A 21,536-nucleotide genomic window follows, 5' to 3' on the forward strand; every position below is an offset into this window, starting at 1 on the left:
CTGCACCGGGACCCAAAATGAACGTTCTTTACCATTATCCGCTGTCTCCGTTTTCCCGCAAAGTCCGCCTTTGCCTTGGTGAAAAGCGGATCGAGGTGAAGCTGGTCGAGGAGCGCTATTGGGAAAAGGACGCCGAACTGATGCGTCGCAATCCCGCTGGAAAAGTCCCGATTCTCAAGCTGGAAAGCAAAGTGCTGACCGAAAGCACGGCGATCTGCGAATACCTTGAGGACGCCTATCCGCAACCTCCGCTGATGCCGCGTTCGGCCGACGACAAATACGAAGTCCGCCGTCTCATCAGCTGGTTCGACGATAAATTCTACCATGAGGTGACGACGAAGCTCGTTGGCGAGCGCGTGTTCCGCAAGGTGATGGGCACTGGCTATCCTGACAGCTCCAACGTCAAAGCAGGCGCCAAGGCGATCAAGTATCACCTCGATTACATGGCTTGGCTGCTGGAAAAGCGCCGCTGGCTCGCTGGTAATTCGATGACGTTGGCCGATTTCGCGGCGGCATCGCATCTATCGTGCCTCGACTACATTTCGGACGTGGACTGGAACCGTTCGGAGGTGGTGAAGGACTGGTACGCAAAGATCAAATCGCGCCCTGCTTTCCGCTCGATCCTCGCCGACCAGATCCCCGGATTCCCCGTCCCGCCGCAGTATGCCAACCTCGATTTCTAAGGATACGGTGCGGGCCTTTGCGCTCGACGCCGGCTTTAGCGACATCGGTTTTTGCCGTCCCACCGACGTTCCCCAGATTGCGGAGCGGCTGGATCAGTTCGTCGCCGAAGGCCGTCACGGACAGATGAACTGGATGGCCGAGCGGATGCACTGGCGGGGCAATCCCGCGGCCCTCTGGCCCGAGGCGAAATCCGTGATCATGCTCGCGGAGCTGTACACGCCCGAGCACGATCCGATGGCGGTGATCGGCAAGCCGGACCGCGCTGCGATCAGCGTTTATGCCCAGAACCGCGATTATCATGACGTGGTGAAGAAGCGGCTGAAAAAGGTTGGGCGCTGGCTCCTCGATCAGGAAAAAGGCGAAGAGATCAAGGTCTTCGTCGACACCGCACCAGTCATGGAAAAGCCGCTCGCGCAGGCGGCAGGGCTGGGGTGGCAGGGCAAACATACCAACGTGCTGTCGCGGAACCTCGGGAGTTGGTTCTTCCTCGGTGCGATCTTTACGACCGTCGAGTTCGAGCCCGATGGGGCCGAAGTATCCCACTGCGGATCGTGCCGCGCGTGCCTCGACGCTTGCCCGACAAACGCGTTTCCCGCGCCTTACCAGATCGACGCGCGCCGCTGCATTTCCTATCTGACAATCGAGCATGACGGGCCGGTTGATCCCGAACTGCGCGCCAAGATGGGCAACCGCATTTACGGCTGCGATGACTGCCTCGCCGCGTGTCCGTGGAACAAGTTCGCCGTCGAATCGAGAGAGATTAAATACGCCGCCCGTGACGATCTGCTGGAGCCGCCACTCGCAGAGCTTGCGACCCTTGATGACGCAGCTTTCCGCTCACGGTTTTCCGGCAGCCCGATCAAGCGGATCGGGCGGAACAGGTTCGTTCGCAACGTGCTGTACGCAATCGGAAATTCGGGTGATGTGTCGCTGGCCGATGCGGCGCGTGGCCTGACCGACGACGCGGACCCTGTTGTTGCAGAGGCCGCCCGCTGGGCTTGGGATCGCTTGAACAACGTCGATGTGCTATGATTGACCTCCGCAGGAGGAGGAAATCATGCAAAAACATATTACCGACCAGCCTCGCCACCGCACTTATGTCTCGCGCGCCAAGGCGTTCCTGACGTTCGAGCGTCAGTCCACCCGCCACCCGTCCTACACCGCGCTGCATCGCAAGCCGAAGGTTGCCGGATCGGGGACCAAGGCGCGTCAGTTCGCACGGATTGAACGGGGCGTGCTGGCCTAGAACTGGTGCGAGGCCGACTCCAAGAACAGATGGAGTGAAATCGGATCAAGCGGTTTGGTGAGCACCTCGATCCCGTGCTTCGAACATTCCGCTTGAACCGCCGCGGTCCTGTTCGCCGTAATCAGGCGGGCAGGAACCTCGCCAAGCATGTCGCGCAAGCGGTTGATAGCGTCCGTGCCCTTCTCGCCGCCGTCGAGTTTGTAGTCGACCAGCATTGCGTCCGGCGCGAGGTCGATCTCCTGAAGGAGCTGGATTGCTTCGTCGCCTGAGTTGACGTCGATCACCTGCACGTTCCACTTTTCCAACAGCAAAGTCAGTGCCTTACGCATATCGAGGTCATTTTCGACCAGCAGCGTCACCAACCCGTCATGGCGCCATGACGAATGGGTCACGGGGCCTTCAGGCGCAATTTCTTCTGCCGTTTCGAATGACAGCGGGACCGTCACGCGGAACACGGTGCCTTTGCCGGGTTCGGATTCGACAGTCAAAGGATGGCGCAGCAGCCCGCAAGCGCGGTCGACGATGGCGAGGCCAAGGCCCAGCCCCTCGGACGCAGATGACCGCGCATCGAGGCGGTGGAACTCGCGGAAAATGATCTCCTGATCTTCGGGCGCAATGCCCGCGCCGGTGTCCCAAACTTCGAGCCTCACGGACCGGCGCATCCGCCGGACGCCGACCAGAACCTTGCCGGTGTCGGTGTAGCGGATCGCATTCGATATCAGGTTTTGCAGGATGCGCCGCAGGTAGGTGGCGTCAGAGCGGACGACCAGATTGACCGGTAGAACTCGCAGATCGAGACCCTTTTGCCGCGCAATTGGTTCGAATTCGTCGCGGAGCTGTTTGAGCAGCGCGCCAAGGTCGATCTGCCTGACATCAACCGCCGCGCGGCCTGCTTCGAGCTTCGAGATATCGAGCAGGGCCGCGATCATATCCTGAACGGAAAACAAAGCGTTCTGCGCTTTGCCAATGACTTCCTTCTGGCGCGGCGACTCGCACTCCTCGGTCAGTGACGACAGGTAGAGCGTCGCGGCAGAGAGCGGTTGCAGAAGGTCGTGCGACGCCGCCGCGACAAAGCGCGAGCGGCTGGCTATTGCGCGCTCGGCCACGGCGAGGGCGTCCTCAAGCTCCAGCGTGCGCTCGGTTACACGCTGTTCGAGGTGCTCGTTCACCTGCCGCAACTGTCGCGCAAAATCACGCTCGGAGGTCACATCGGTGATCGATACCACGAACCCGCGGTCGGGCATTTCCTGCGCGAACATGTCGAACCAACGGGTCTCACCGCGCTGGAACTCGATACGCAGGGGCGGGCGTTTTTCGGTGGACTGGACCCAGTCTTCGATCAGGACATTCGGCTCCGAATTCAACGGGGTGATGTCGTTCTGGATCAGCTTCAGAATCGACACGAAATCGAGGCCGACGCGCATCTGGGTGAGCGGGATCGACAACATGTGCGCAAGGCGCTGGTTGAAGCCGACCAGACGGCGTTCGCTGTCGAAAATGCCGACACCTTGGTTGATGTGTTCGAGCGTGGCGCGGATCAGCTTTGCCTGATCGTCCATCAGGCGGCCGCGCTCCATCCGTTCGAGACGGATGATGTCCGAGATGTCGGTCTGCATGATGACGGTTTGCCCGTCTTTCATGCGGTGCTCGGACACCTGCACCCAGCGGTCCCAAATCAGGCTGACGTTGAACATCACGTGTTCTTCGCCGTGACGAAGCATCCGCTGACGGGCCCAATCCGCTGAAGATGTGCCGTCGGGGAGGTGGAGATAGCGGCTTTTACTGATGAGTTTGACGTAAGATTCGAAGCTCATGCCCGGTTTCAGATCGCTCCTGATATCGGGCATGTGCATCCCGAAGCGCGAGTTGCAGAGCACCAGAATGCCGTCGGAATCAAAGAGGCCGAAGCCTTCCTGAATAGTCTCGATCGCGCTCGCTAGGTCAGAGCGGGCCTTCTCCGTCTCGATATTTGCAGTCGCAAGTCGCGCGTTGGATTCGTTCAGCAGGTCGAGCGCGTGTTCGAGATCGCGCGTGCGTTCGCGAACCTGTTCTTCGAGCAGCACGGCGCGCTGGAACTGCGTGTAGGCCACATTCTGGTCGCCGTTGATCTGCTCGATCCTGCGCATCAGCGACGCGCAGATTTTCAGCAGCTTCTCGCGTTGTTTTTCAGGCGGGTCGAGGGGATTGAGCAGGGAGTCGGAGATCATCGTCATTCGCCGTCCGGCGCAAAAATCGCCACCCCTGTCATGGTCTGGTTTACGTGCAATCCGTTGATCTGCTCACCATAGGTCGAAAATCCGACGACGCGGTGGCGGGACAGAATGGACGACAGATCACCAAGGATCTGTCGCTGCTGCGCTTCCACGCGGCGGAGCATACAGTCGCAGCCGAAGATCGCCTCGGCTTTGCGACCGCCGGTGACCCGCTGGAGTTCGCGTTCAAGGTGGTGCGCCATATCCTCTGGCCGTGCGAGGGTCAGCACGAGGCCCTCGTCGATGGCCGAAAAGAACACGAGATCGCCGTTCTCCAGCACTTGCTGGATTGAGCGGACATGGTGGCTGGCGCCAAGCCGCACGACAACGGGATGGGCGGCGAAGGTGAATGAAGAAAGGTCTTCGAATTCCTTTCCGAGGAGCCGCGCATATTCCTTGGCCGCTGGTTCGGCGTTGATCTCGTGCACGATGCGGCGCTCCGGATCGGCTGACGTCACGACCATGCGCACTTCGCTTGGCATCAGGTGGTCGAGGCTGAAGACCTTCACAGGGCAGACTGTGCGGACGAAGCACAGCACCGCGGCATGTTGGTGGGTATCGCCGTTGAGGGCGACCAGCGTTTCCTGAAATTCATTGTTGTCGCCGGCGGACCCGCCGAACAGTGGGACCGGTCCCAGACCGTTGGCAATCGTCGCAGCAACCTCGTCTTCGCGGACAGACAGGCCGTCGATCGCGAGAAAGGCGAATTCATGCGGCCACTGGCTCGCGGATGCGGTGAGGCTGGTGCGGGACCGGATCATCTGGCTGATGAGGTCTTGCTGGTCAAAGTTATCGAGGTCGGGGATCAGCAGCGGCTCGACGCTGAAATGGCTAGCAGGGAAGCCGATGGCGACGATGGTGCCTTCGGCGTAACCGTCACGACTGATCTCGCCCGCAGTGGTGCAGCCGATGGTCTGAGCATTGCCGAAAATCTTTGCCGCATCGTTCATCCACTTATGGAATTCAGGCGCGATGCTGGCGAGGATGACGACGAGCGAGAACGGACCGTCTCCCAAACCTCGGGCAAGCTCACTGATCGGATCGGGGTGAGCGCAATCGACTTGGGCACTCTTCACGATGCCGTCCAGATGGCTCGCTGCGTGTTGCAGCGAGAGCGTACGTGCCTGCATGTCTCCTCCTGAACAAGCGCGGCCCCACGCAGTGGGTTATGGGGATGGTAGAGCCCTCATGACATGTCCCGCAAGACAGAAGCAAAACTGGCTTCCTGCGCGAGCAGCACGGCTTGGGTTCGGCTCTGGACGCCGAGCTTGCGCATGATGGCGGTGACGTGCGCTTTGACCGTGGTTTCCGCGATGGAAAGGTCGAAGGCGATCTGCTTGTTCAGTTTGCCGTCGCAGATGAGCTGCAGGATGTTCGCCTGCTGGCGTGTCAGCTTCGACAGACGGGCGATGGCCTCTTCCTGATCGGTGACGGGACGGCTGGGGTCTGTATCGAGCGGCACGCCTTCGGGCACATACGTGCCGCCGTTTTCGATCTGGTCAAAGGCGGAGCGGAAAATCTCGCGCTGGCTGTGTTTGGGCACGAAACCGGTAGCGCCCGCGCGCATGGCAGAGCTGATCATACGGTGGTCGGCCATCGATGACACGACGACGATCGGCGTCGTATCGGCAGCGGTGCGCATCCGGATCAAACCGTCGAGGCCGTTCACATCAGGCAGATTGAGGTCGAGCACGATCACATCGGGCTTCGCCCCGTCACGGATCTGCTGCAGCGCGCCTTCGAGGTTTTCGGCAGTCGTGACCTCGTTGATCTGGGTCACAGTGCGCAGAGTCATCGACAAAGCATCGCAGAAGAGCGGATGGTCATCGACGATCATCGCCTTGGTGAATGCGTTGGTTTTCAGACTTGTGGCGACGTCCTGCATACACTGTACCCCGAATTGGAATGAACCTTACTGTATCAGCCTCATGTGAGCGCAACCACGGCACAAAGGTCGGATGAAAGCGGGCGGATTACAGCAGGGTAGGTCCACTAGGTTGAACGATCCCAGCCTCGAGTCAATCGAAAGTGTTTGGCAAAGGCGGCGCGGCTGGCGCAGGTTTGTATAAACCTTTGGTCTAATATTCAGGTCTCTGACCTTAGGCTTAGCTTGGTTTCAGGAAAGAGGAGGAGGGATACGTGGAACTAGCCGATTCCCGCGTCATAAACGCGAGTCCCGATATTGTTTGGGCTGCGTTGCTCGATCCGGAGGTGCTCAAAGCCTGCATTCCGGGTTGTCAGGAAATGGAAGGTTCGGTCGAAGACGGCTTTACCGCTGTCGTCGTCCAGAAGATCGGACCGGTCAAAGCGACGTTCAAAGGCAACGTCCAGCTGACCGACATCGTTGAAGGTCAAAGCTGCAAAATCGTCGGCGAAGGCAAGGGCGGTCCCGCCGGTTTCGCCAAAGGCGGCGCGGTTGTCACGCTGGCCCCCGATGATGGTGGTACGCTGCTGACTTATGACGTCGATGCCAAGATGGGCGGCAAGATCGCACAGCTCGGCAGCCGCATTATCGACGGCGTTGCCCGCAAGCTCGCCGATGAATTTTTCCAGAAGTTCCAGAACGTTGTCGAAGGCCCCGAGGAGGACGAGGTCGCCGCTGACGCATCGGAAGAAACAGTCGTGAAAAAGGGTTTTCTCTCGCGCTTTCGCAAGAGCTGAGCCTGCATATAGGAAGGAGGACCTATGACAAAAGCTACGATCACGGTGAACGGGAAGCCCGTCACCGCCGAGATCGAAGGGCGCACGCTGCTCGTCGATTTCCTGCGCGAAAAAGCCCACAAGACCGGCACCCACGTTGGCTGCGATACCTCGCAGTGCGGCGCGTGCGTGGTGCATGTGAACGGTGTTGCCGTCAAATCCTGTACGATGTTCGCCGCAGAGGCTGACGGTGCGGAAGTAACCACCATCGAAGGCATGGCCGGTGCTGACGGTTCGCTCTCGGCCATTCAGGCTGCGTTCCAGGAACACCACGGTCTTCAGTGCGGTTTCTGCACGCCGGGTATGATCATGTCGGCGTCCGCGCTGCTGAAGGAAAACCCCAAGCCGACCGAAGCGGAAATCCGGCATTACCTCGAAGGTAATATCTGCCGCTGCACCGGCTACCACAACATCGTCAAAGCGATCATGGCCGCCAGCGGTCAGGATGTGACGAGCATCGCCGCCGAATAATCAAGTGTCCGGCGGAGAGGAGCCGCCTGTCACACGCAACGATTTTCCAGGGAGGACAAGATGCCAAAGGATCATGGTATCGGCGCTAGCAGCAAGCGGCGCGAAGACGTCCGGTTTCTGACCGGCACCGGTCGTTACACCGACGACATCAATCTACAGGGCCAGGCTTACGTCCATTTCGTCCGTTCGGACGTGGCACACGGCACGATCAATTCCATCGACACATCCGAAGCCGAAAACATGCCGGGCGTTGTCCGCATCTTTACCGGCGCGGACTTTGCGGCCGTCGGCAGCATTCCGTGCGGATGGCAGGTCACCGACCGCTTCGGTGAAGCCATGCAGGAACCGGCTCACCCCGTTCTCGCGCAGGGGAAGGTGCGCCACGTCGGCGATCCGATTGCCGCTGTTGTGGCCGAGACCAAAGAGCAGGCCCGTGATGCTGCCGAAGCCATCGTGGTGGACATCGACGAACTGCCCGCTGTCGTGAACATGAAAGAGGCGCTGGCCGATGGTGCGCCGAAGGTGCACGACGATCTGAAGTCGAACCTCTGCTACGACTGGGGTTTCGTCGAGGACAACAAGGCTGCTGTTGACGAGGCGATCAAGAACGCTGCGCACGTCACCACGCTGGAGCTCGTGAATAACCGTCTGGTTGCCAACCCGATGGAGCCGCGCGTTGCCGTGGGTGACTATGGTTTCGCCAACGACGAATCGACGCTCTACACCACCTCGCAGAACCCGCACGTCATCCGCCTGCTGATGGGTGCTTTCGTTCTGAACATCCCCGAGCACAAGCTGCGCGTCGTCGCGCCTGACGTCGGCGGTGGTTTCGGCACAAAGATCTTCCACTACGCCGAAGAGGCTTTCGTAACGTTCGCGTCGCGCGCGCTGCGCCGTCCGGTCAAATGGACCTCGACCCGTTCCGAAGCGTTCATGTCGGACGCTCATGGCCGCGACCACGTGACCAAGATCGAACTGGCGCTGGATGCGGACAACAACTTCACCGCAGTCCGCACGGAAACCTACGCGAACATGGGCGCTTACCTGTCCACCTTCGCGCCTTCGGTCCCGACCTGGCTGCACGGCACGTTGATGGCGGGTAACTACAAGACCCCGCTGATCTACGTGAACGTCAAAGCCGTGTTCACCAACACCGTGCCGGTTGACGCCTACCGCGGTGCTGGCCGTCCGGAAGCGACCTTCCAGCTGGAGCGTGTGATCGACAAAGCCGCCCGCGAACTCGGTGTCGATCCGATTGCGCTGCGTCGTCAGAACTTCATCTCGGAGTTCCCGTATGCGACTCCGGTCGCTGTCGAGTACGACACGGGCGACTATACCGCGACGATGGACAAGCTCGAAGAGATCATGGACCTCTCCGGTTTCGAAGCGCGTCGCAAAGAGTCCGAGGCCAAGGGTAAGTGGCGCGGTCTCGGCGTGAACTGCTACATTGAGGCTTGCGGCATCGCGCCGTCGAACCTCGTGGGCCAGCTCGGCGCTCGTGCGGGTCTTTATGATGCTGCCACCGTCCGCGTGAACGCCACGGGTTCGATCAGTGTCATGGTCGGTGCACACAGCCACGGTCAGGGCCACGAGACGACCTTCCCGCAGGTCATTGCAGAGATGATCGGCATCGACGAAAGCCAAGTGGACATCGTTCACGGCGATACGTCGAAGATCCCGTTCGGCATGGGCACCTACGGTTCCCGCTCGCTGGCGGTCTGCGGCTCGGCAATGGTCCGCGCGGCGGAGAAGGTCATCAACAAGGCCAAGAAGATTGCGGCCCACCTGCTCGAAGCATCCGAAGCGGATATCGAGCTGAAGGACGGCAAGTTCAGCGTCGCCGGTACGGACAAGGAATGTGCATGGGGTGACGTCACCCTCGCGGCTTACGTTCCGCACAACTACCCGCTCGAAGACATCGAGCCGGGTCTGGAAGAAACCGCGTTCTACGATCCGGCCAACTTCACCTACCCGTCGGGCGCCTATGCCTGCGAAGTCGAAGTCGATCCAGACACCGGCAAGGTGACAATCGAGAAATTCGCAGCCGCCGATGACTTCGGTAACGTTGTGAACCCGATGATCGTTGAGGGCCAAGTCCACGGCGGTATCGCTCAGGGCATCGGCCAAGCCATGCTAGAAGGCGCGGTCTATGACGCCGAGGGTCAGCTGCTTTCGGCATCCTACATGGACTACGCGATGCCGCGTGCGGATGATCTGCCGTTCTACATCGTGGACCACTCCTGCGCGACGCCCTGTACCCACAACCCGCTGGGTGTGAAAGGCTGCGGTGAAGCCGGTGCGATCGGTTCTCCGCCTGCCGTGGTGAACGCCGTCATCGACGCGCTTGCCTCGGGTGGCAAGAATGTGCCCCATATCGACATGCCCCTGACGCCTCACCGCGTCTGGAAAGCCATGAACGCCTGAGAGGAGGACGACACATGTACGCATTCGACGTAACCCGTCCGAAGACCGTCGACGAAGCCGTTGCGGCGCTGTCCCAAGAGGACGCACAGGCGCTGGGCGGTGGTCAGACCCTGATCCCGACACTGAAGCAGCGTCTGGCTTCGCCGTCGGCTCTGGTCAGCCTTACCGGCATCGAGGACATGAAAGGCGTCTGCCAGGACGGCGACACCCTCGTCATCGGTGGCGGAACCACGCACGGCACCGTTGCTTCCGAGGGCGGTGCTTATCCGGCGCTGGCGGCTCTGGCGTCGAACATCGGCGACCCCGCTGTCCGTAACCGTGGCACCATCGGCGGCTCGCTGGCCAATAACGACCCGTCGGCCTGCTACCCGTCGGCGGCGCTGGCTTCGAACGCCACGATCGTGACCAACTCGCGCGAAATCGCGGCTGATGACTACTTCCAGGGCCTGTTCACCACAGCGCTCGACGAAGGAGAAATCATTACCTCGGTGCGCTTCCCGATCCCGCAGGCAGCGAACTACCAGAAGTTCGTCCAGCCCGCGTCCCGCTTTGCACTGGTCGGCGTTTTCGTCTCCAAGCACGCGGACGGGGTTCGTGTCGCAGTCACCGGCGCGTCCGAAGACGGCGTGTTCCGTTGGTCCGATGCAGAGGACGCCCTGTCGGGCAACTTCTCGCCGGACGCTGTGGACGGCCTGACGGCTTCGGCTGACGGTCTGATGACCGACTTGCACGGTGATGCGGAATACCGCGCCCACCTGATCAAGGTCCTGACGAAGCGCGCTGTCGCCGCTTGCCAGTAAAATAGCCGGTCGGGCCGCTCTTCGGCCCGACCACCATCCTGCAGAGGCGCATGTGCGCTTTCTGTTGTAGCTCCGGCAGTGGCTTTGACCTAAGCAACCTGTGAAAGCAGGTTTCCATGCAGCCATTACAAGCCATCCTATTCAAACTCGGCGCTGTCGCGGTCTTTGTGACCATGCAGGCGCTTATCAAATCGACCTCCAGCCATATTCCGGCAGGTGAGGCGGTGTTCTTCCGATCCTTCTTTGCGCTGCCGATCATCATCGGCTGGCTCGCCATGCGCAAAGAGCTGTCGACCGGTTTCAAAACCGAGAGCGTCATGAACCACTTCTGGCGCGGGATCATCGGCACGACCGCGATGGGGCTCGGGTTTGCCGCGCTCCGCTATCTGCCGCTGCCCGAGGTGACGGCGGTCGGCTACGCGACGCCGATCTTCATCGTTATTTTCGCCGCCATGTTCCTGAACGAGCAGGTGCGCCTGTTCCGCTTTGCCTCGGTCGCCGTTGGCCTCATCGGGGTCATGGTCGTCATGGCACCGCGCCTATCGGTCGGCGAGGAAGGTATCGCCACAGACCACGCGCTGGGCGCGATGCTGGCGCTGACCAGTGCGGTCTGTGCGGCCTTGGCGCAGGTGTTCATTCGCAAGATGACGAAGACCGAAACCACGTCTTCCATCGTGTTCTGGTTCTCGATCACGGCGACATTGCTGTCGCTCGTTACGATCTACTGGGGTTGGTCGATGCCGACGCCGACCGAATGGTTAGTGCTGGTCACGGCGGGACTTCTGGGCGGTGTGGGGCAGATATTGTTGACGAGCAGCTATCGACTCGGAGACGCATCGCTGGTCGCGCCGTTCGATTACGCGTCAATGATCTTCTCGGTCGGGATTGGGTTCTTCTTCTTTGCCGAAGTGCCGCTGCCGTCGACCCTCGCCGGTGCGGGCATCGTTATCGCAGCGGGCATCGTTATCATCCTGCGCGAACGCCAGCTTGGTCTGGAGCGTACGAAGGGCCGCAAGGCCGTATCACCGGGCGGTAAATAAAAAGGGCGCCACAAGGGCGCCCTCATCAAACCTATCCGCTGCGACTTACTTGCGTACGAGCGCTTCGTAGTCTTCTGCGATGCCGCGGGTGATGTCGCCCACGGTGAAGGTGTAATCGCCGATCTGACCGACCGGAGTAACTTCAGCCGCGGTACCGGTGAGCCAGCATTGTTCGAAATCAGCGAGCTCTTCGAGCTGGATGCGGCGCTCGTGGACGGTGATGCCCTTGTCCTTGAGCATCTGGATGACGGTCTGGCGGGTGATACCGTTCAGGATCGCGTCCGGAATCGGGGTGTGCACTTCACCGTCCTTGACGAAGAAGATGTTCGCGCCGGTCGCTTCGGCGACGTAGCCACGGTAGTCCAAGAACAGCGCGTCCGAGCAGCCTTTGGCTTCGGCAGCGTGCTTCGACATGGTGCAGATCATGTAGAGACCGGCGGCCTTGGCTGCGGTCGGGATGGTTTCGGGAGACGGACGCTTCCACTTGGCGATGTCGAGCTTCGCGCCCTTCATCTTGGCGTCGCCGTAGTAGGCGCCCCAAGTCCACGCGGCGACAGCCATGCGAACCGGATTCTTTGCCGACGCAACGCCCATGTCCTCACCCGCGCCGCGCCATGCGACAACACGCACGTAAGCGTCGGTCAGGCCGTTGGCGTCGAGCACGGCTTTCTTGGCAGCTTCGATTTCTTCGACCGAGTAGGGGATCGGCATGTCGAGAAGTTCGCCCGACTTCAGCAGGCGCTCCGAGTGCTCTACGCTCTTGAAAATCTTGCCGTTATAGGCGCGCTCGCCCTCGAAAACGGAGCTTGCGTAGTGGAGTGCGTGGGTCAGGATGTGGACGTTCGCATCACGCCATTCGACGAGCTTGCCGTCCATCCAGATTTTGCCGTCACGATCGTCGTAACCCGCCATGATATTCCCCTTCCGGTACAGAATGTTTCGCGTAACCGGCCCTGTAGGTCTTTTTGTTGCGCAAATTCCGGAATTCGCTAGCAGTCTGGGGTTGGAGTGTCAACAAGGCTGACTTATCCTGCGATGAACCATTGGGGATGCAAAAATGAACGAAACGCCAAGCAGCCAGTCTCTCCTGTTCCTGACGGACGAACAGCTCCGTAAGGGGATCGAGGCGATGTTCTTTGCATATCGGGGGTTTACCGCTGACCCCGACCGCATTCTTCAAGAGAAAGGATATGGCCGCGCGCATCACCGCGCCGTCCACTTCATCCACCGCAGTCCCGGAACGACGGTGAATAATCTCCTTTCAATTCTTGGTGTTACAAAACAGTCCCTCAATCGTGTGTTGCGCACTTTGATCGAGGACGGTCTAGTCGAGAGCAGGGTAGGGCCTGAAGACAAACGCGAACGACATCTGTATCTGACCGAAGCGGGGTCGGTGCTCGAACGCGAATTGACCGAGGCCCAACGGGACCGCATGCGTATGGCGTACAAGGCCGCAGGACCCTCCGCCGTGGCGGGGTTCAGGCAGGTTCTGGAGGCCATGATGGACGAAGATATCAGGCGCCAATACGAAGCGCTAAGGGACAAGACTACATGAGTGCTGACGACGCTCACCTTCTGATCGTAGATGATGACGAGCGTATCCGCTCGCTTTTACAGAAATTCCTGATCCGTAACGGCTATCTGGTCAGTACCGCGCGGGACGCTGCACACGCACGCCGTCTGCTGGCCGGTCTTGATTTTGACCTAATCGTGCTCGACGTGATGATGCCCGACGAAGACGGGATGACGCTGTGCCGCGAATTGCGCCAGCGCATTTCGACGCCGATCATGTTGCTGACGGCGAAGGGCGAGACTTCCGACCGTATCGCGGGGCTGGAGGCGGGTGCGGACGATTACCTCGCCAAACCGTTCGAGCCCAAGGAACTGTTGCTACGGATTAACGCGATCCTGCGCCGCGTTCCGCAGGTTCAGCTGAAGCCCGCGCTGCCGAAGTCGCTGATGCTCGGCCCGTTCCGTTATGATGTGGAGCGTGGCGAGTTGTGGAATGGCGAAGACCTTGTCCGTCTGACCGCGACCGAAAGCCAATTGATGCGGATTTTCTCGACCAGTCCGGGCGAGGCGCTGACACGCTCGCAGTTGGTCGAGGAACTAAGCCGTTCTGGCCAGCAAACGCAGGAACGCGCCGTGGACGTGCAGATTACACGCCTGCGCCGCAAGATCGAAACAGACCCTAAACAACCACGATATTTACAAACGGTACGTGGCTCTGGCTACATGCTCCAACCGGACTGATTATGACCACTGCACTTCTGACCCATCCCGATTGCCTCGAACATGTGACGCCATCGGGCCATCCCGAGCAGGTTGCCCGACTGACCTATGTGCTCGATGCGATCAAGGATATCGACCTCAAGCAGTACAAGGCACCTCTCGCGGCAGAGGACGATCTGCTGCGCTGCCATCCGCAAGGCTACATCGATGAAATCCGCGCGAAGGAGCCGACGGTGGGCTTCCGCCAGCTGGACGAGGACACGCATATGTCCTTCGGATCGGTCAATGCGGCGTGGCGTGCGGCGGGCGGTGCGGTCAAAGCAGTCGACCTTGTGCTGGGCGGTGAGGTGAAGAACGCATTTGTCGCGACACGGCCGCCGGGTCACCATGCGCTGGCCGATGCGCCGATGGGGTTCTGCCTGTTCGGTAACGTGTCTATCGCAGCGAAACACGCGCTCGATTTCCACGGGCTCGACCGCGTGGCTATCGTCGATTTTGACGTCCACCACGGCAACGGCACCCAAGCACTGTGTGAAAATGATCCGCGCATTCTGGTCGTGACCTCGCAGCAGGTTCCGCTCTGGCCCGGCTCGGGTGAACCGTCGGATCGCGGACAGGCGGGGAACATCGTCAACATCGCTTTCCCGCCGCAGGCATCGTCGGACCAGTTCCGCAAAGTCTATGAGGAGCAGGTGTTCCCGCAGCTCGAAGCCTTCAATCCGCAACTTCTGCTGATTTCCGCCGGATTCGATGCACACAAGGATGATCCACTGGCAGAACTGGCGTTCGAGACCGAAGACTATACATGGGTCACTGAACGTCTTGTCGATGTGGCCGACAAATGCTGTCAGGGGCGCGTGGTATCTGTCCTCGAAGGGGGCTATAACCTCGACGCGCTGGCTGTTTCGGCTGCTGCGCACGTGAAGGTACTGGAGGAACGAGGTCGATGACCGAAAAGCCCGTTGAAGAGATGAGCTTCGAAGAAGCGATGAAGGAACTCGAAAACGTCGTGAACCGCCTTGAGCGCGGTGATGTGGCGCTCGAGGAGTCGATCACGCTCTACGAACGCGGTGCCAAGCTCAAAGCCCGTTGCGAAACCAAGCTGAAAGAAGCCGAAGAGAAGGTCGCAAAGATCACTCTGAATGCTGACGGAGCACCGACCGGAACGGCTCCGCTGGACGCCGGCTAATGGACTTCCAGTCCGCGTTGCTACGCGCCCGTGATGCGGCCGAGGCCGAAATCATGCTGGCGCTCAAAGACATTGATTTGCCCGTTGCCGAGGCCATGCGCTACGCCGTGCGCGGCGGTAAGGGCCTGCGTGCGTTTCTCGTGATTGAAAGCGCGCTGCTGCACGGTGTGATGAACGCATCCAAAGCCGCCGCCGCGATCGAGTGCGTTCACGCCTATTCGCTGGTTCATGACGACATGCCCTGCATGGACGACGACGACCTGCGCCGCGGACAGCCGACCGTGCACCGCAAGTGGGACGAAGCGACCGCTGTCCTTGCTGGCGACGCGCTGCAATCGCTCGGTTTTCTGTTGCTGTCCGAAACCAGCTGCGAGGCCGAGCTGCGCATCGACCTGATCCGCAGCTTTGCCCGCGCCGCAGGTGTGCGCGGCATGGTAGGCGGTCAGGCGCGTGATATTGCCGCCGAAACTGCCGCCACCCCGCTGACGCTCGAAGAAATCACCCGCCTGCAAGCTGGCAAAACCGGCGCGCTGATCACGTGGTCCGCCACCGCTGGTGCCCGCATGGCCGGTGCCGATATTACGCCGCTGCGGACCTACGGCGATGCGCTCGGGCTGGCATTTCAAATCTGGGACGACGTTCTGGACGTAACAGGTGATGTAGCTACCGTAGGTAAGGCCGTGGGCAAGGACGCGAATGCTGGCAAAGCGACGTTTGTTTCGCTGCTTGGCCTCGATGCAGCAAAGCGTCGTGCCGCTGATCTCGTGACCGAGGCTTGCGATGCCCTATCTACTTATGGTGAAAGCGCGGAAACCCTCCGTGAGGCTGCACGTTTCGTGATCGCCCGCGACAAGTGAGACGACAATGACTGACCGACCGATCACTCCGACGCTGGACAAGGTCCAAAGCCCTGCCGATCTGCACCGCATGAGCGATGCCGAACTGCGCCGTCTTGCCGACGAGTTGCGAATCGAGACGATCAGCGCCGTATCCGAGACGGGCGGCCACCTTGGTGCTGGCCTTGGCGTGGTCGAACTGACGGTCGCTCTGCATGCTGTCTTCGATGCGCCCAAGGACAAGATCATCTGGGACGTGTCGCACCAGTGCTACCCGCACAAGATCCTCACGGGCCGCCGCGACCGCATCCGCACGCTGCGCACCAAGGACGGCCTGTCCGGTTTCACCAAACGCTCCGAGAGCCCGTATGACGCGTTCGGCGCGGGCCACTCGTCGACGTCGATTTCTGCCGCGCTGGGCTTTGCCGTGGCGCGTGACCTCGGGGGCGTGACGCCCGAGGGCGTTGGCGACGCAATTGCCGTCATCGGTGACGGCTCGATGTCTGCTGGTATGGCGTTCGAGGCGATGAATAACGCGGGTCACCTCGACAAGCGGATGATCGTGATACTGAATGACAACGAGATGTCGATTGCAGAGCCGACTGGCGCGCTGTCGTCCTACCTCTCGCGCCTTTACACAGGCGAGCCGTTCCAGGACCTGCGCTCTGCTGCCAAAGGCGCTGTCAGCCTGCTGCCAGAGCCGTTCCGCGAAGGTGCCAAGCGCGCCAAGGACATGCTCAAACACATGGCCATCGGTGGTACGATGTTTGAAGAACTGGGGTTCTCTTACATCGGTCCGATCGACGGGCACGACATGGACCAACTGCTGTCCGTGCTGCGGACCGTCAAGGCCCGTGCCGATGGTCCGGTTCTGATCCATGCGATCACCAAGAAGGGCAAAGGCTACGCCCCCGCCGAGTCTGCTCGCGATAAGGGCCACGCCACGGCCAAGTTCGACGTGCCGAGCGGCAAGCAGCACAAAGCGCCGTCCAACGCGCCGAGCTACACCAACGTCTTTGCCGAGGCGCTGATGAAAGAGGCCGCGAAGGACAGCAAGATCTGCGCGATCACCGCTGCCATGCCCGATGGTACTGGCCTCAAGAAATTCATGGAGCGCTACACCTCGCGTTGCTTTGACGTGGGTATTGCCGAACAACACGCTGTGACGTTCTCCGCTGGTCTCGCAGCTGGCGGGATGAAGCCGTTCTGCGCCATCTATTCGACGTTCCTTCAGCGTGGCTACGATCAGGTCGTCCACGACGTCGCGATCCAGCGTCTGCCCGTTCGCTTTGCCATCGACCGCGCTGGTCTGGTTGGCTCTGACGGCGCGACTCACGCCGGTTCTTACGATATCGCGTTCATGGCGAACCTGCCGGGTATGGTCGTAATGGCCGCTGCGGATGAGGCCGAACTGACCCGCATGGTTGTCACTGCTGCGCAGCATGACGAAGGCCCGATTGCGTTCCGTTTCCCGCGCGGCGAAGGTGTCGGTGTGGAAATTCCGGAAAATGCCGAGCCGCTCGAAATCGGCAAAGGCCGCATGATCGTCGAAGGTTCCGGCGTCGCGATCCTGTCGTTCGGCACCCGTCTGCAAGAAGTCATGCAGGCTGTCGAAGTGCTGAACGCCAAAGGCATTACTCCGACCGTGGCGGACGCCCGTTTCGCGAAACCGCTGGACCGCGATCTGATCCTCGATCTCGTGGCGAAGCACGATGCGCTGATTACGATCGAAGAGGGCGCAGTCGGCGGTTTCGGGAGCCATGTCGCACAACTCCTCGCGGACGAAGGCGTGTTCGATCACGGCCTCAAGTTCCGCAGCATGGTGCTGCCCGACACCTTCATCGACCACGCCAGCCCGCGCGACATGTACGCGACTGCCAGTCTGAACGCGGAAGATATCGAAACCAAGGTGCTCGAAGTTCTGGGCGTCGCGAGCGTGGCGAAGCGGGCTTAACTTTCCCGCTTCAATAGATCGTCGAGGCCCGCGCGATAGTCCGGATATTTGAGGACGACACCTAGTTCGTCCTTGATCCGGTCGTTTCGCACCTTCTTGCTTTCCGCATAGAACGACCGCGCCATCGGTGTCATCTCGGCCGTCTCGAAATCTTCGGCAGGCGGGATCGGCATACCGAGCAGTTCCGCCGCATAGGCAATCACGTCCTCGGGCGGGGCGGGGTCATTATCGCAGACGTTGTAGGCCGCACCGGGGGTCGGATGGGTGATCGACGCGAGCAGAACCTGCGCGATGTCCTCGACATGGGTCCGGCTGAAAACCTGTCCTTTTTTGATAATTCGGCGCGCTGAGCCGCTGCGGACTTTGGAAAACGGACCTCTGCCCGGTCCGTAGATGCCTGCGAGGCGGAAGATGTGTAGCGGCAGGTCCATGCTGCGCCAATCGGTTTCGGCCATCACGCGAAGCTGCCCGCGCTTGGTCGCCGGAGTGAGTTCCGCGCTCTCATCCACCCAGTCGCCATTGTGGTCGCCGTAGACGCCAGTGGTCGACAGGTAGCCTACCCACGCAAACTGATCGCGGCGTTTGGCGATTTCATCGCGGAGTTCGTTCAGCACCGGATCGCCATCCTCGGACGGGGCGGCAGAGATCAGAAGGTGTGTGGCGTCATCCAGCGCGGCGGTCAGATCGGAGCCCGGCCAGATGACCGGCTCGACGCCCTGAGCCTTGAGCGTTTCGATCTTTTCAACCTTGCGGGTCGTGCCAATGACGCGCCAATCATCCGGCAGAATGTCCGTCAGCGCTTGCGCGGAATAGCCGTGGCCAAACGAAAGAAGGGTCGGCATCGGAGTTCCTTTCAGCTTAGTCCCACCAGAAATACCAGGATGGGTTTTTGAGCAGCCAACACGCAAGCTCGTCAAGGGTGTCGCTCCCCTGATCAACGCGGTCGGGACAGTAGGCGTAGTGCTCTTCAGCCAGCTTCAGCGCATCCTCGACCGTCGTCGGCGGGCGCTGGACGTGGAAGACCAGCGTGTCGAACTGATGCCCGATGAGGCGCGCGCCATAGCGATCACGCCAGCGGCGCATGAGGGCGACGTGCACCTCGCTCACGGGGAATTCGTTCCACCCGCCCGCGTCGAAATGCGCGGGCACCTCTGTCGGGTCAGAAGTCGGGATAAGGCCGATGTAGACCGTGTTCGCGGGCTTCTGGGTCAGCGGGTTCTGCGCAGCGATCTGAATGGCGTCGAGCGGTTCGTGGCGCGGCGTGATGGCGATGTCTTCGCGCAGGGGCTGCTCGCGCTTTGCCCCCGCAAACCAGCTATCGAAATCGAACTTGTTCGCTGCCGATAGCACGTCGCTCACCGACCTTTTAGACGGCAGGTCGTTGAGCATTTCCAGCGACCGGAGCGAGCCCAGAATGATCGGCGTATGATCGCGATTGTTTGCTTCTTTCGCGACGACCGCCTGCGCATCCGCGCCGCTGCATTCGATCAGCGGGAACGGCGTCTTCACCGGCCCGACGTGCTCCGTCTGGTCGTAATACAGCGCGGGCCGTTTCTTTTCTCGCAGGAGGCGTTTGAGCAGGTTCATTCGGTCTATCGAAGTTGTTTGGCGCGTTCTGCCATCAAAGACCTTGGGGCAGCAAGGCCGCTTACGTCTTGAAGACGTTTCATAACTAGTGTCAGATTTGGAAATGGAACGGTTTACCGCAAATCACTTTAAAGAGCCCCGCCATCCGGGCGGACGCGCTCGGCCGTTCACGACTTTATCCGAGGAAATTGTATGACGACTGGGATCAACACGCCCGCACCGCGCCCTACCGAGAGCTTTACGTCCGCCGCCGCCGCCGTTGATCGCTTGATCGAACTTTATGACGAAGCCGTCGCGTATCTGTCGCAGGCTTTCGCGAATGCCGTGACTTCGGGAATGCCGGACGGTCGGTTCCGTGCTTTCTATCCTGAAATCCGCTTTACCTCCAAAAGCTACGGTCTGTCCGACAGCCGCCTGTCGTTCGGCCATGTCGCGACCCCTGGCACCTATTCGACGACCGTCACCCGTCCGCGTCTGTTCGCGAACTACCTGCGTCAGCAAATCGACCTGCTGATCAAGAACCACGATTGTCCGGTCGAGATCGGGCCGTCGGACACGCCGATGCCTGTCCACTTTGCTATGGCAAACGACGACGCGATCACGGTGCCGCACGAAGGTGCGCTGACGTTCAGCCTGCGCGATGTGTTCGACGTGCCGGACCTTTCGACGACTCACGATGACATCGTGAACGGAACGGGCTTTACCTATCCCGATGGCTCGCAGCCGCTGGCGCCCTTTACCGCGCAGCGCGTCGACTATTCGCTGGCCCGTCTTGCGCACTACACCGCGACCGCGCCGGATCACTTCCAGAACCACGTGCTCTTCACGAACTACCAGTTCTACGTGGAAGAGTTCGAAGCCTACGCTCGTATGGTCCTGTCCGATCCCAAGAGCGGCTACACGGGCTTTGTTGCCCCTGGTAACGTCGAGATCACCAAGTCGGACGAAGCACTCGTGCAGCCCGCGAAGATGCCACAGATGCCGACCTACCACCTCAAGCGTGCGGATGGTTCGGGCATCACTCTGGTGAACATCGGTGTCGGCCCGTCGAACGCCAAGACCGCAACCGACCACATCGCCGTCCTGCGCCCCCATGCGTGGCTGATGGTCGGTCACTGCGCGGGCCTGCGTAACTCGCAGCGCCTCGGTGACTTCGTTCTGGCGCACGCGTATCTGCGCGAAGACCACGTGCTTGACGACGACCTTCCTGTCTGGGTGCCGATTCCCGCGCTGGCCGAAATCCAGATCGCGCTGGAAAGCGCCGTTGAAGAGGTCACTGAGCTGCAAGGTTTCGAGCTCAAGCGCATCATGCGCACCGGTACGGTGGCCACCATCGACAACCGTAACTGGGAATTGCGTGACCAGTCGGGTCCGGTCCAGCGCCTCAGCCAGTCGCGTGCCGTTGCGCTCGATATGGAAAGCGCGACCATTGCAGCGAACGGTTTCCGCTTCCGTGTGCCCTACGGCACGCTGCTGTGCGTATCGGACAAACCGCTCCATGGAGAGTTGAAATTGCCGGGAATGGCGTCCGATTTCTATAAAACGCAGGTCGCACGGCATCTCATGATCGGCGTCCGCGCTATGGAGAGCCTGCGTGAGATGCCGCTCGAACGGATACATAGCCGTAAGCTTCGGAGCTTCGAAGAGACCGCATTCCTTTAAAATAAGGGGATTTCCGCCGAAATATGGTTTTTTTGACTTGCAAAAGGACCTGTTTCGTTGTGGTGATCAACAACACGCCGCTAGACTTAGCGGGAAGAGGCCCCATCGGGCAGAACAAGGGAGACCATGCAAATGGCAAAGCCGATGACCAAAGCGCAGCTCGTAGCTGCCATCGCCGAAAAAGCCGGCACCGACAAGAAGACCGCCGCCGCCGGTCTTGAAGCCCTGACCGATATCATCACTTCGGAAGTTTCCGAAGGTGGTGCTGTGACCCTTCCGGGCATCGGCAAGATCTACTGCCGCGAACGCCCCGAGCGTATGGTCCGTAACCCGGCCACCGGCGAGACCATGCAGAAAGAAGCCGACAAGGTCGTAAAAGTCACGATCGCCAAAGCGCTGAAGGACAGCGTGAACGGCTAATCGGGCATTGCATCCGATAGTTTAATGGGAAAGGGTCGC

22 protein-coding genes are annotated in these 21,536 nt (G+C 60.5%); 16 read left to right on the forward strand and 6 right to left on the reverse strand.

The features are described 5' to 3' along the window. Positions 1 to 17 precede the first annotated feature (17 nt). From fzlA to HCZ30_RS03610, 3 genes are read left to right on the forward strand one after another with little or no spacing between them, the layout of a single operon-like run. Positions 18 to 683 (forward strand): FtsZ-binding protein FzlA, encoded by a 666-nt coding sequence (gene fzlA / locus HCZ30_RS03600; protein ID WP_167636410.1) that lies wholly within the window; start codon positions 18 to 20, stop codon positions 681 to 683. Continuing rightward, positions 664 to 1,716 carry a tRNA epoxyqueuosine(34) reductase QueG gene (gene queG / locus HCZ30_RS03605; RefSeq protein WP_167636412.1) on the forward strand — a complete coding sequence of 351 codons (1,053 nt, stop codon included), beginning with the start codon at positions 664 to 666 and terminating at the stop codon, positions 1,714 to 1,716. Before fzlA ends, queG begins: the two co-directional genes overlap by 20 nt. Before the next feature lie 25 nt (positions 1,717 to 1,741). Then, positions 1,742 to 1,930 carry a hypothetical protein gene (locus tag HCZ30_RS03610; RefSeq protein ID WP_167636414.1) on the forward strand — a complete coding sequence of 63 codons (189 nt, stop codon included), beginning with the start codon at positions 1,742 to 1,744 and terminating at the stop codon, positions 1,928 to 1,930. Here HCZ30_RS03610 and HCZ30_RS03615 read toward each other — a convergent pair. From HCZ30_RS03615 to HCZ30_RS03625, 3 genes are read right to left on the reverse strand one after another with little or no spacing between them, the layout of a single operon-like run. Continuing rightward, positions 1,927 to 4,143 carry a hybrid sensor histidine kinase/response regulator gene (locus HCZ30_RS03615; protein ID WP_175580954.1) on the reverse strand — a complete coding sequence of 739 codons (2,217 nt, stop codon included), beginning with the start codon at positions 4,141 to 4,143 and terminating at the stop codon, positions 1,927 to 1,929. The genes HCZ30_RS03610 and HCZ30_RS03615 overlap by 4 nt on opposite strands. Beyond that, positions 4,140 to 5,312 carry an FIST N-terminal domain-containing protein gene (locus HCZ30_RS03620; protein ID WP_167636415.1) on the reverse strand — a complete coding sequence of 391 codons (1,173 nt, stop codon included), beginning with the start codon at positions 5,310 to 5,312 and terminating at the stop codon, positions 4,140 to 4,142. The genes HCZ30_RS03615 and HCZ30_RS03620 overlap by 4 nt, the downstream gene beginning before the upstream one ends. 56 nt (positions 5,313 to 5,368) lie before the next feature. After that, positions 5,369 to 6,067 (reverse strand): response regulator transcription factor, encoded by a 699-nt coding sequence (locus HCZ30_RS03625; RefSeq protein WP_167636416.1) that lies wholly within the window; start codon positions 6,065 to 6,067, stop codon positions 5,369 to 5,371. 254 nt (positions 6,068 to 6,321) lie between these two features. On the opposite strand from HCZ30_RS03625, the gene HCZ30_RS03630 reads away from it, so the two are divergent. From HCZ30_RS03630 to HCZ30_RS03650, 5 genes are all read left to right on the forward strand, one after another. Then, entirely contained in the window at positions 6,322 to 6,843 is a 522-nt protein-coding gene (locus HCZ30_RS03630) for an SRPBCC domain-containing protein (protein ID WP_167636417.1), read from the forward strand. Between the two features lie 24 nt (positions 6,844 to 6,867). Further along, the gene (locus HCZ30_RS03635; protein ID WP_167636418.1) at positions 6,868 to 7,353 is read left to right on the forward strand and encodes a (2Fe-2S)-binding protein; all 486 of its coding nucleotides are present in this window, start codon (positions 6,868 to 6,870) and stop codon (positions 7,351 to 7,353) included. Between the two features lie 60 nt (positions 7,354 to 7,413). Continuing rightward, positions 7,414 to 9,777: a xanthine dehydrogenase family protein molybdopterin-binding subunit gene (locus HCZ30_RS03640; RefSeq protein WP_167636419.1), complete on the forward strand. Its 2,364-nt coding sequence runs from the start codon at positions 7,414 to 7,416 to the stop codon at positions 9,775 to 9,777. Between the two features lie 14 nt (positions 9,778 to 9,791). Further along, the gene (locus HCZ30_RS03645) at positions 9,792 to 10,577 is read left to right on the forward strand and encodes an FAD binding domain-containing protein (RefSeq protein ID WP_167636420.1); all 786 of its coding nucleotides are present in this window, start codon (positions 9,792 to 9,794) and stop codon (positions 10,575 to 10,577) included. A gap of 116 nt (positions 10,578 to 10,693) precedes the next feature. Further along, positions 10,694 to 11,617 carry a DMT family transporter gene (locus HCZ30_RS03650; RefSeq protein WP_167636421.1) on the forward strand — a complete coding sequence of 308 codons (924 nt, stop codon included), beginning with the start codon at positions 10,694 to 10,696 and terminating at the stop codon, positions 11,615 to 11,617. Positions 11,618 to 11,662: 45 nt separating this feature from the next. On the opposite strand, the gene HCZ30_RS03655 is transcribed toward HCZ30_RS03650, so the two are convergent. Continuing rightward, the gene (locus HCZ30_RS03655) at positions 11,663 to 12,529 is read right to left on the reverse strand and encodes a branched-chain amino acid aminotransferase (protein ID WP_167636422.1); all 867 of its coding nucleotides are present in this window, start codon (positions 12,527 to 12,529) and stop codon (positions 11,663 to 11,665) included. A gap of 145 nt (positions 12,530 to 12,674) precedes the next feature. Between HCZ30_RS03655 and HCZ30_RS03660 the strand changes: the two genes are divergently transcribed. The 6 genes from HCZ30_RS03660 to dxs are packed head-to-tail and all read left to right on the forward strand — an operon-like array spanning position 12,675 to position 17,828. Next, positions 12,675 to 13,172: a MarR family winged helix-turn-helix transcriptional regulator gene (locus HCZ30_RS03660; protein ID WP_167636423.1), complete on the forward strand. Its 498-nt coding sequence runs from the start codon at positions 12,675 to 12,677 to the stop codon at positions 13,170 to 13,172. Then, positions 13,169 to 13,870: a response regulator gene (locus HCZ30_RS03665; RefSeq protein WP_167636425.1), complete on the forward strand. Its 702-nt coding sequence runs from the start codon at positions 13,169 to 13,171 to the stop codon at positions 13,868 to 13,870. The genes HCZ30_RS03660 and HCZ30_RS03665 overlap by 4 nt, the downstream gene beginning before the upstream one ends. A 2-nt stretch (positions 13,871 to 13,872) precedes the next feature. Beyond that, complete coding sequence (locus HCZ30_RS03670; RefSeq protein ID WP_167636427.1) at positions 13,873 to 14,799, forward strand: histone deacetylase family protein; 927 nt, start codon at positions 13,873 to 13,875, stop codon at positions 14,797 to 14,799. Then, a complete protein-coding gene (locus tag HCZ30_RS03675; RefSeq protein WP_167636429.1) occupies positions 14,796 to 15,038 on the forward strand; it encodes an exodeoxyribonuclease VII small subunit in 243 nt (80 codons plus the stop codon). Before HCZ30_RS03670 ends, HCZ30_RS03675 begins: the two co-directional genes overlap by 4 nt. A gap of 53 nt (positions 15,039 to 15,091) precedes the next feature. After that, entirely contained in the window at positions 15,092 to 15,895 is an 804-nt protein-coding gene (locus HCZ30_RS03680; protein ID WP_246212605.1) for a polyprenyl synthetase family protein, read from the forward strand. A 7-nt stretch (positions 15,896 to 15,902) separates the two neighbouring features. Next, a complete protein-coding gene (dxs, locus tag HCZ30_RS03685) occupies positions 15,903 to 17,828 on the forward strand; it encodes a 1-deoxy-D-xylulose-5-phosphate synthase (RefSeq protein ID WP_167636433.1) in 1,926 nt (641 codons plus the stop codon). Here dxs and HCZ30_RS03690 read toward each other — a convergent pair. Both HCZ30_RS03690 and HCZ30_RS03695 read right to left on the reverse strand, forming a co-directional pair. Next, a complete protein-coding gene (locus HCZ30_RS03690) occupies positions 17,825 to 18,670 on the reverse strand; it encodes an SDR family oxidoreductase (RefSeq protein ID WP_167636434.1) in 846 nt (281 codons plus the stop codon). The genes dxs and HCZ30_RS03690 overlap by 4 nt on opposite strands. Positions 18,671 to 18,686: 16 nt before the next feature. After that, entirely contained in the window at positions 18,687 to 19,415 is a 729-nt protein-coding gene (locus HCZ30_RS03695) for a DUF4253 domain-containing protein (RefSeq protein ID WP_167636436.1), read from the reverse strand. A gap of 192 nt (positions 19,416 to 19,607) precedes the next feature. On the opposite strand from HCZ30_RS03695, the gene HCZ30_RS03700 reads away from it, so the two are divergent. Both HCZ30_RS03700 and HCZ30_RS03705 read left to right on the forward strand, forming a co-directional pair. Beyond that, a complete protein-coding gene (locus HCZ30_RS03700; RefSeq protein WP_167636438.1) occupies positions 19,608 to 21,077 on the forward strand; it encodes an AMP nucleosidase in 1,470 nt (489 codons plus the stop codon). Between the two features lie 132 nt (positions 21,078 to 21,209). Next, positions 21,210 to 21,497 (forward strand): HU family DNA-binding protein, encoded by a 288-nt coding sequence (locus HCZ30_RS03705; RefSeq protein ID WP_167636440.1) that lies wholly within the window; start codon positions 21,210 to 21,212, stop codon positions 21,495 to 21,497. The last annotated feature ends 39 nt before the right edge of the window (positions 21,498 to 21,536 follow it).

The organism is Marivivens donghaensis (genome assembly GCF_011806565.1).
In the GTDB taxonomy this organism is placed as follows: domain Bacteria; phylum Pseudomonadota; class Alphaproteobacteria; order Rhodobacterales; family Rhodobacteraceae; genus Marivivens; species Marivivens donghaensis_A.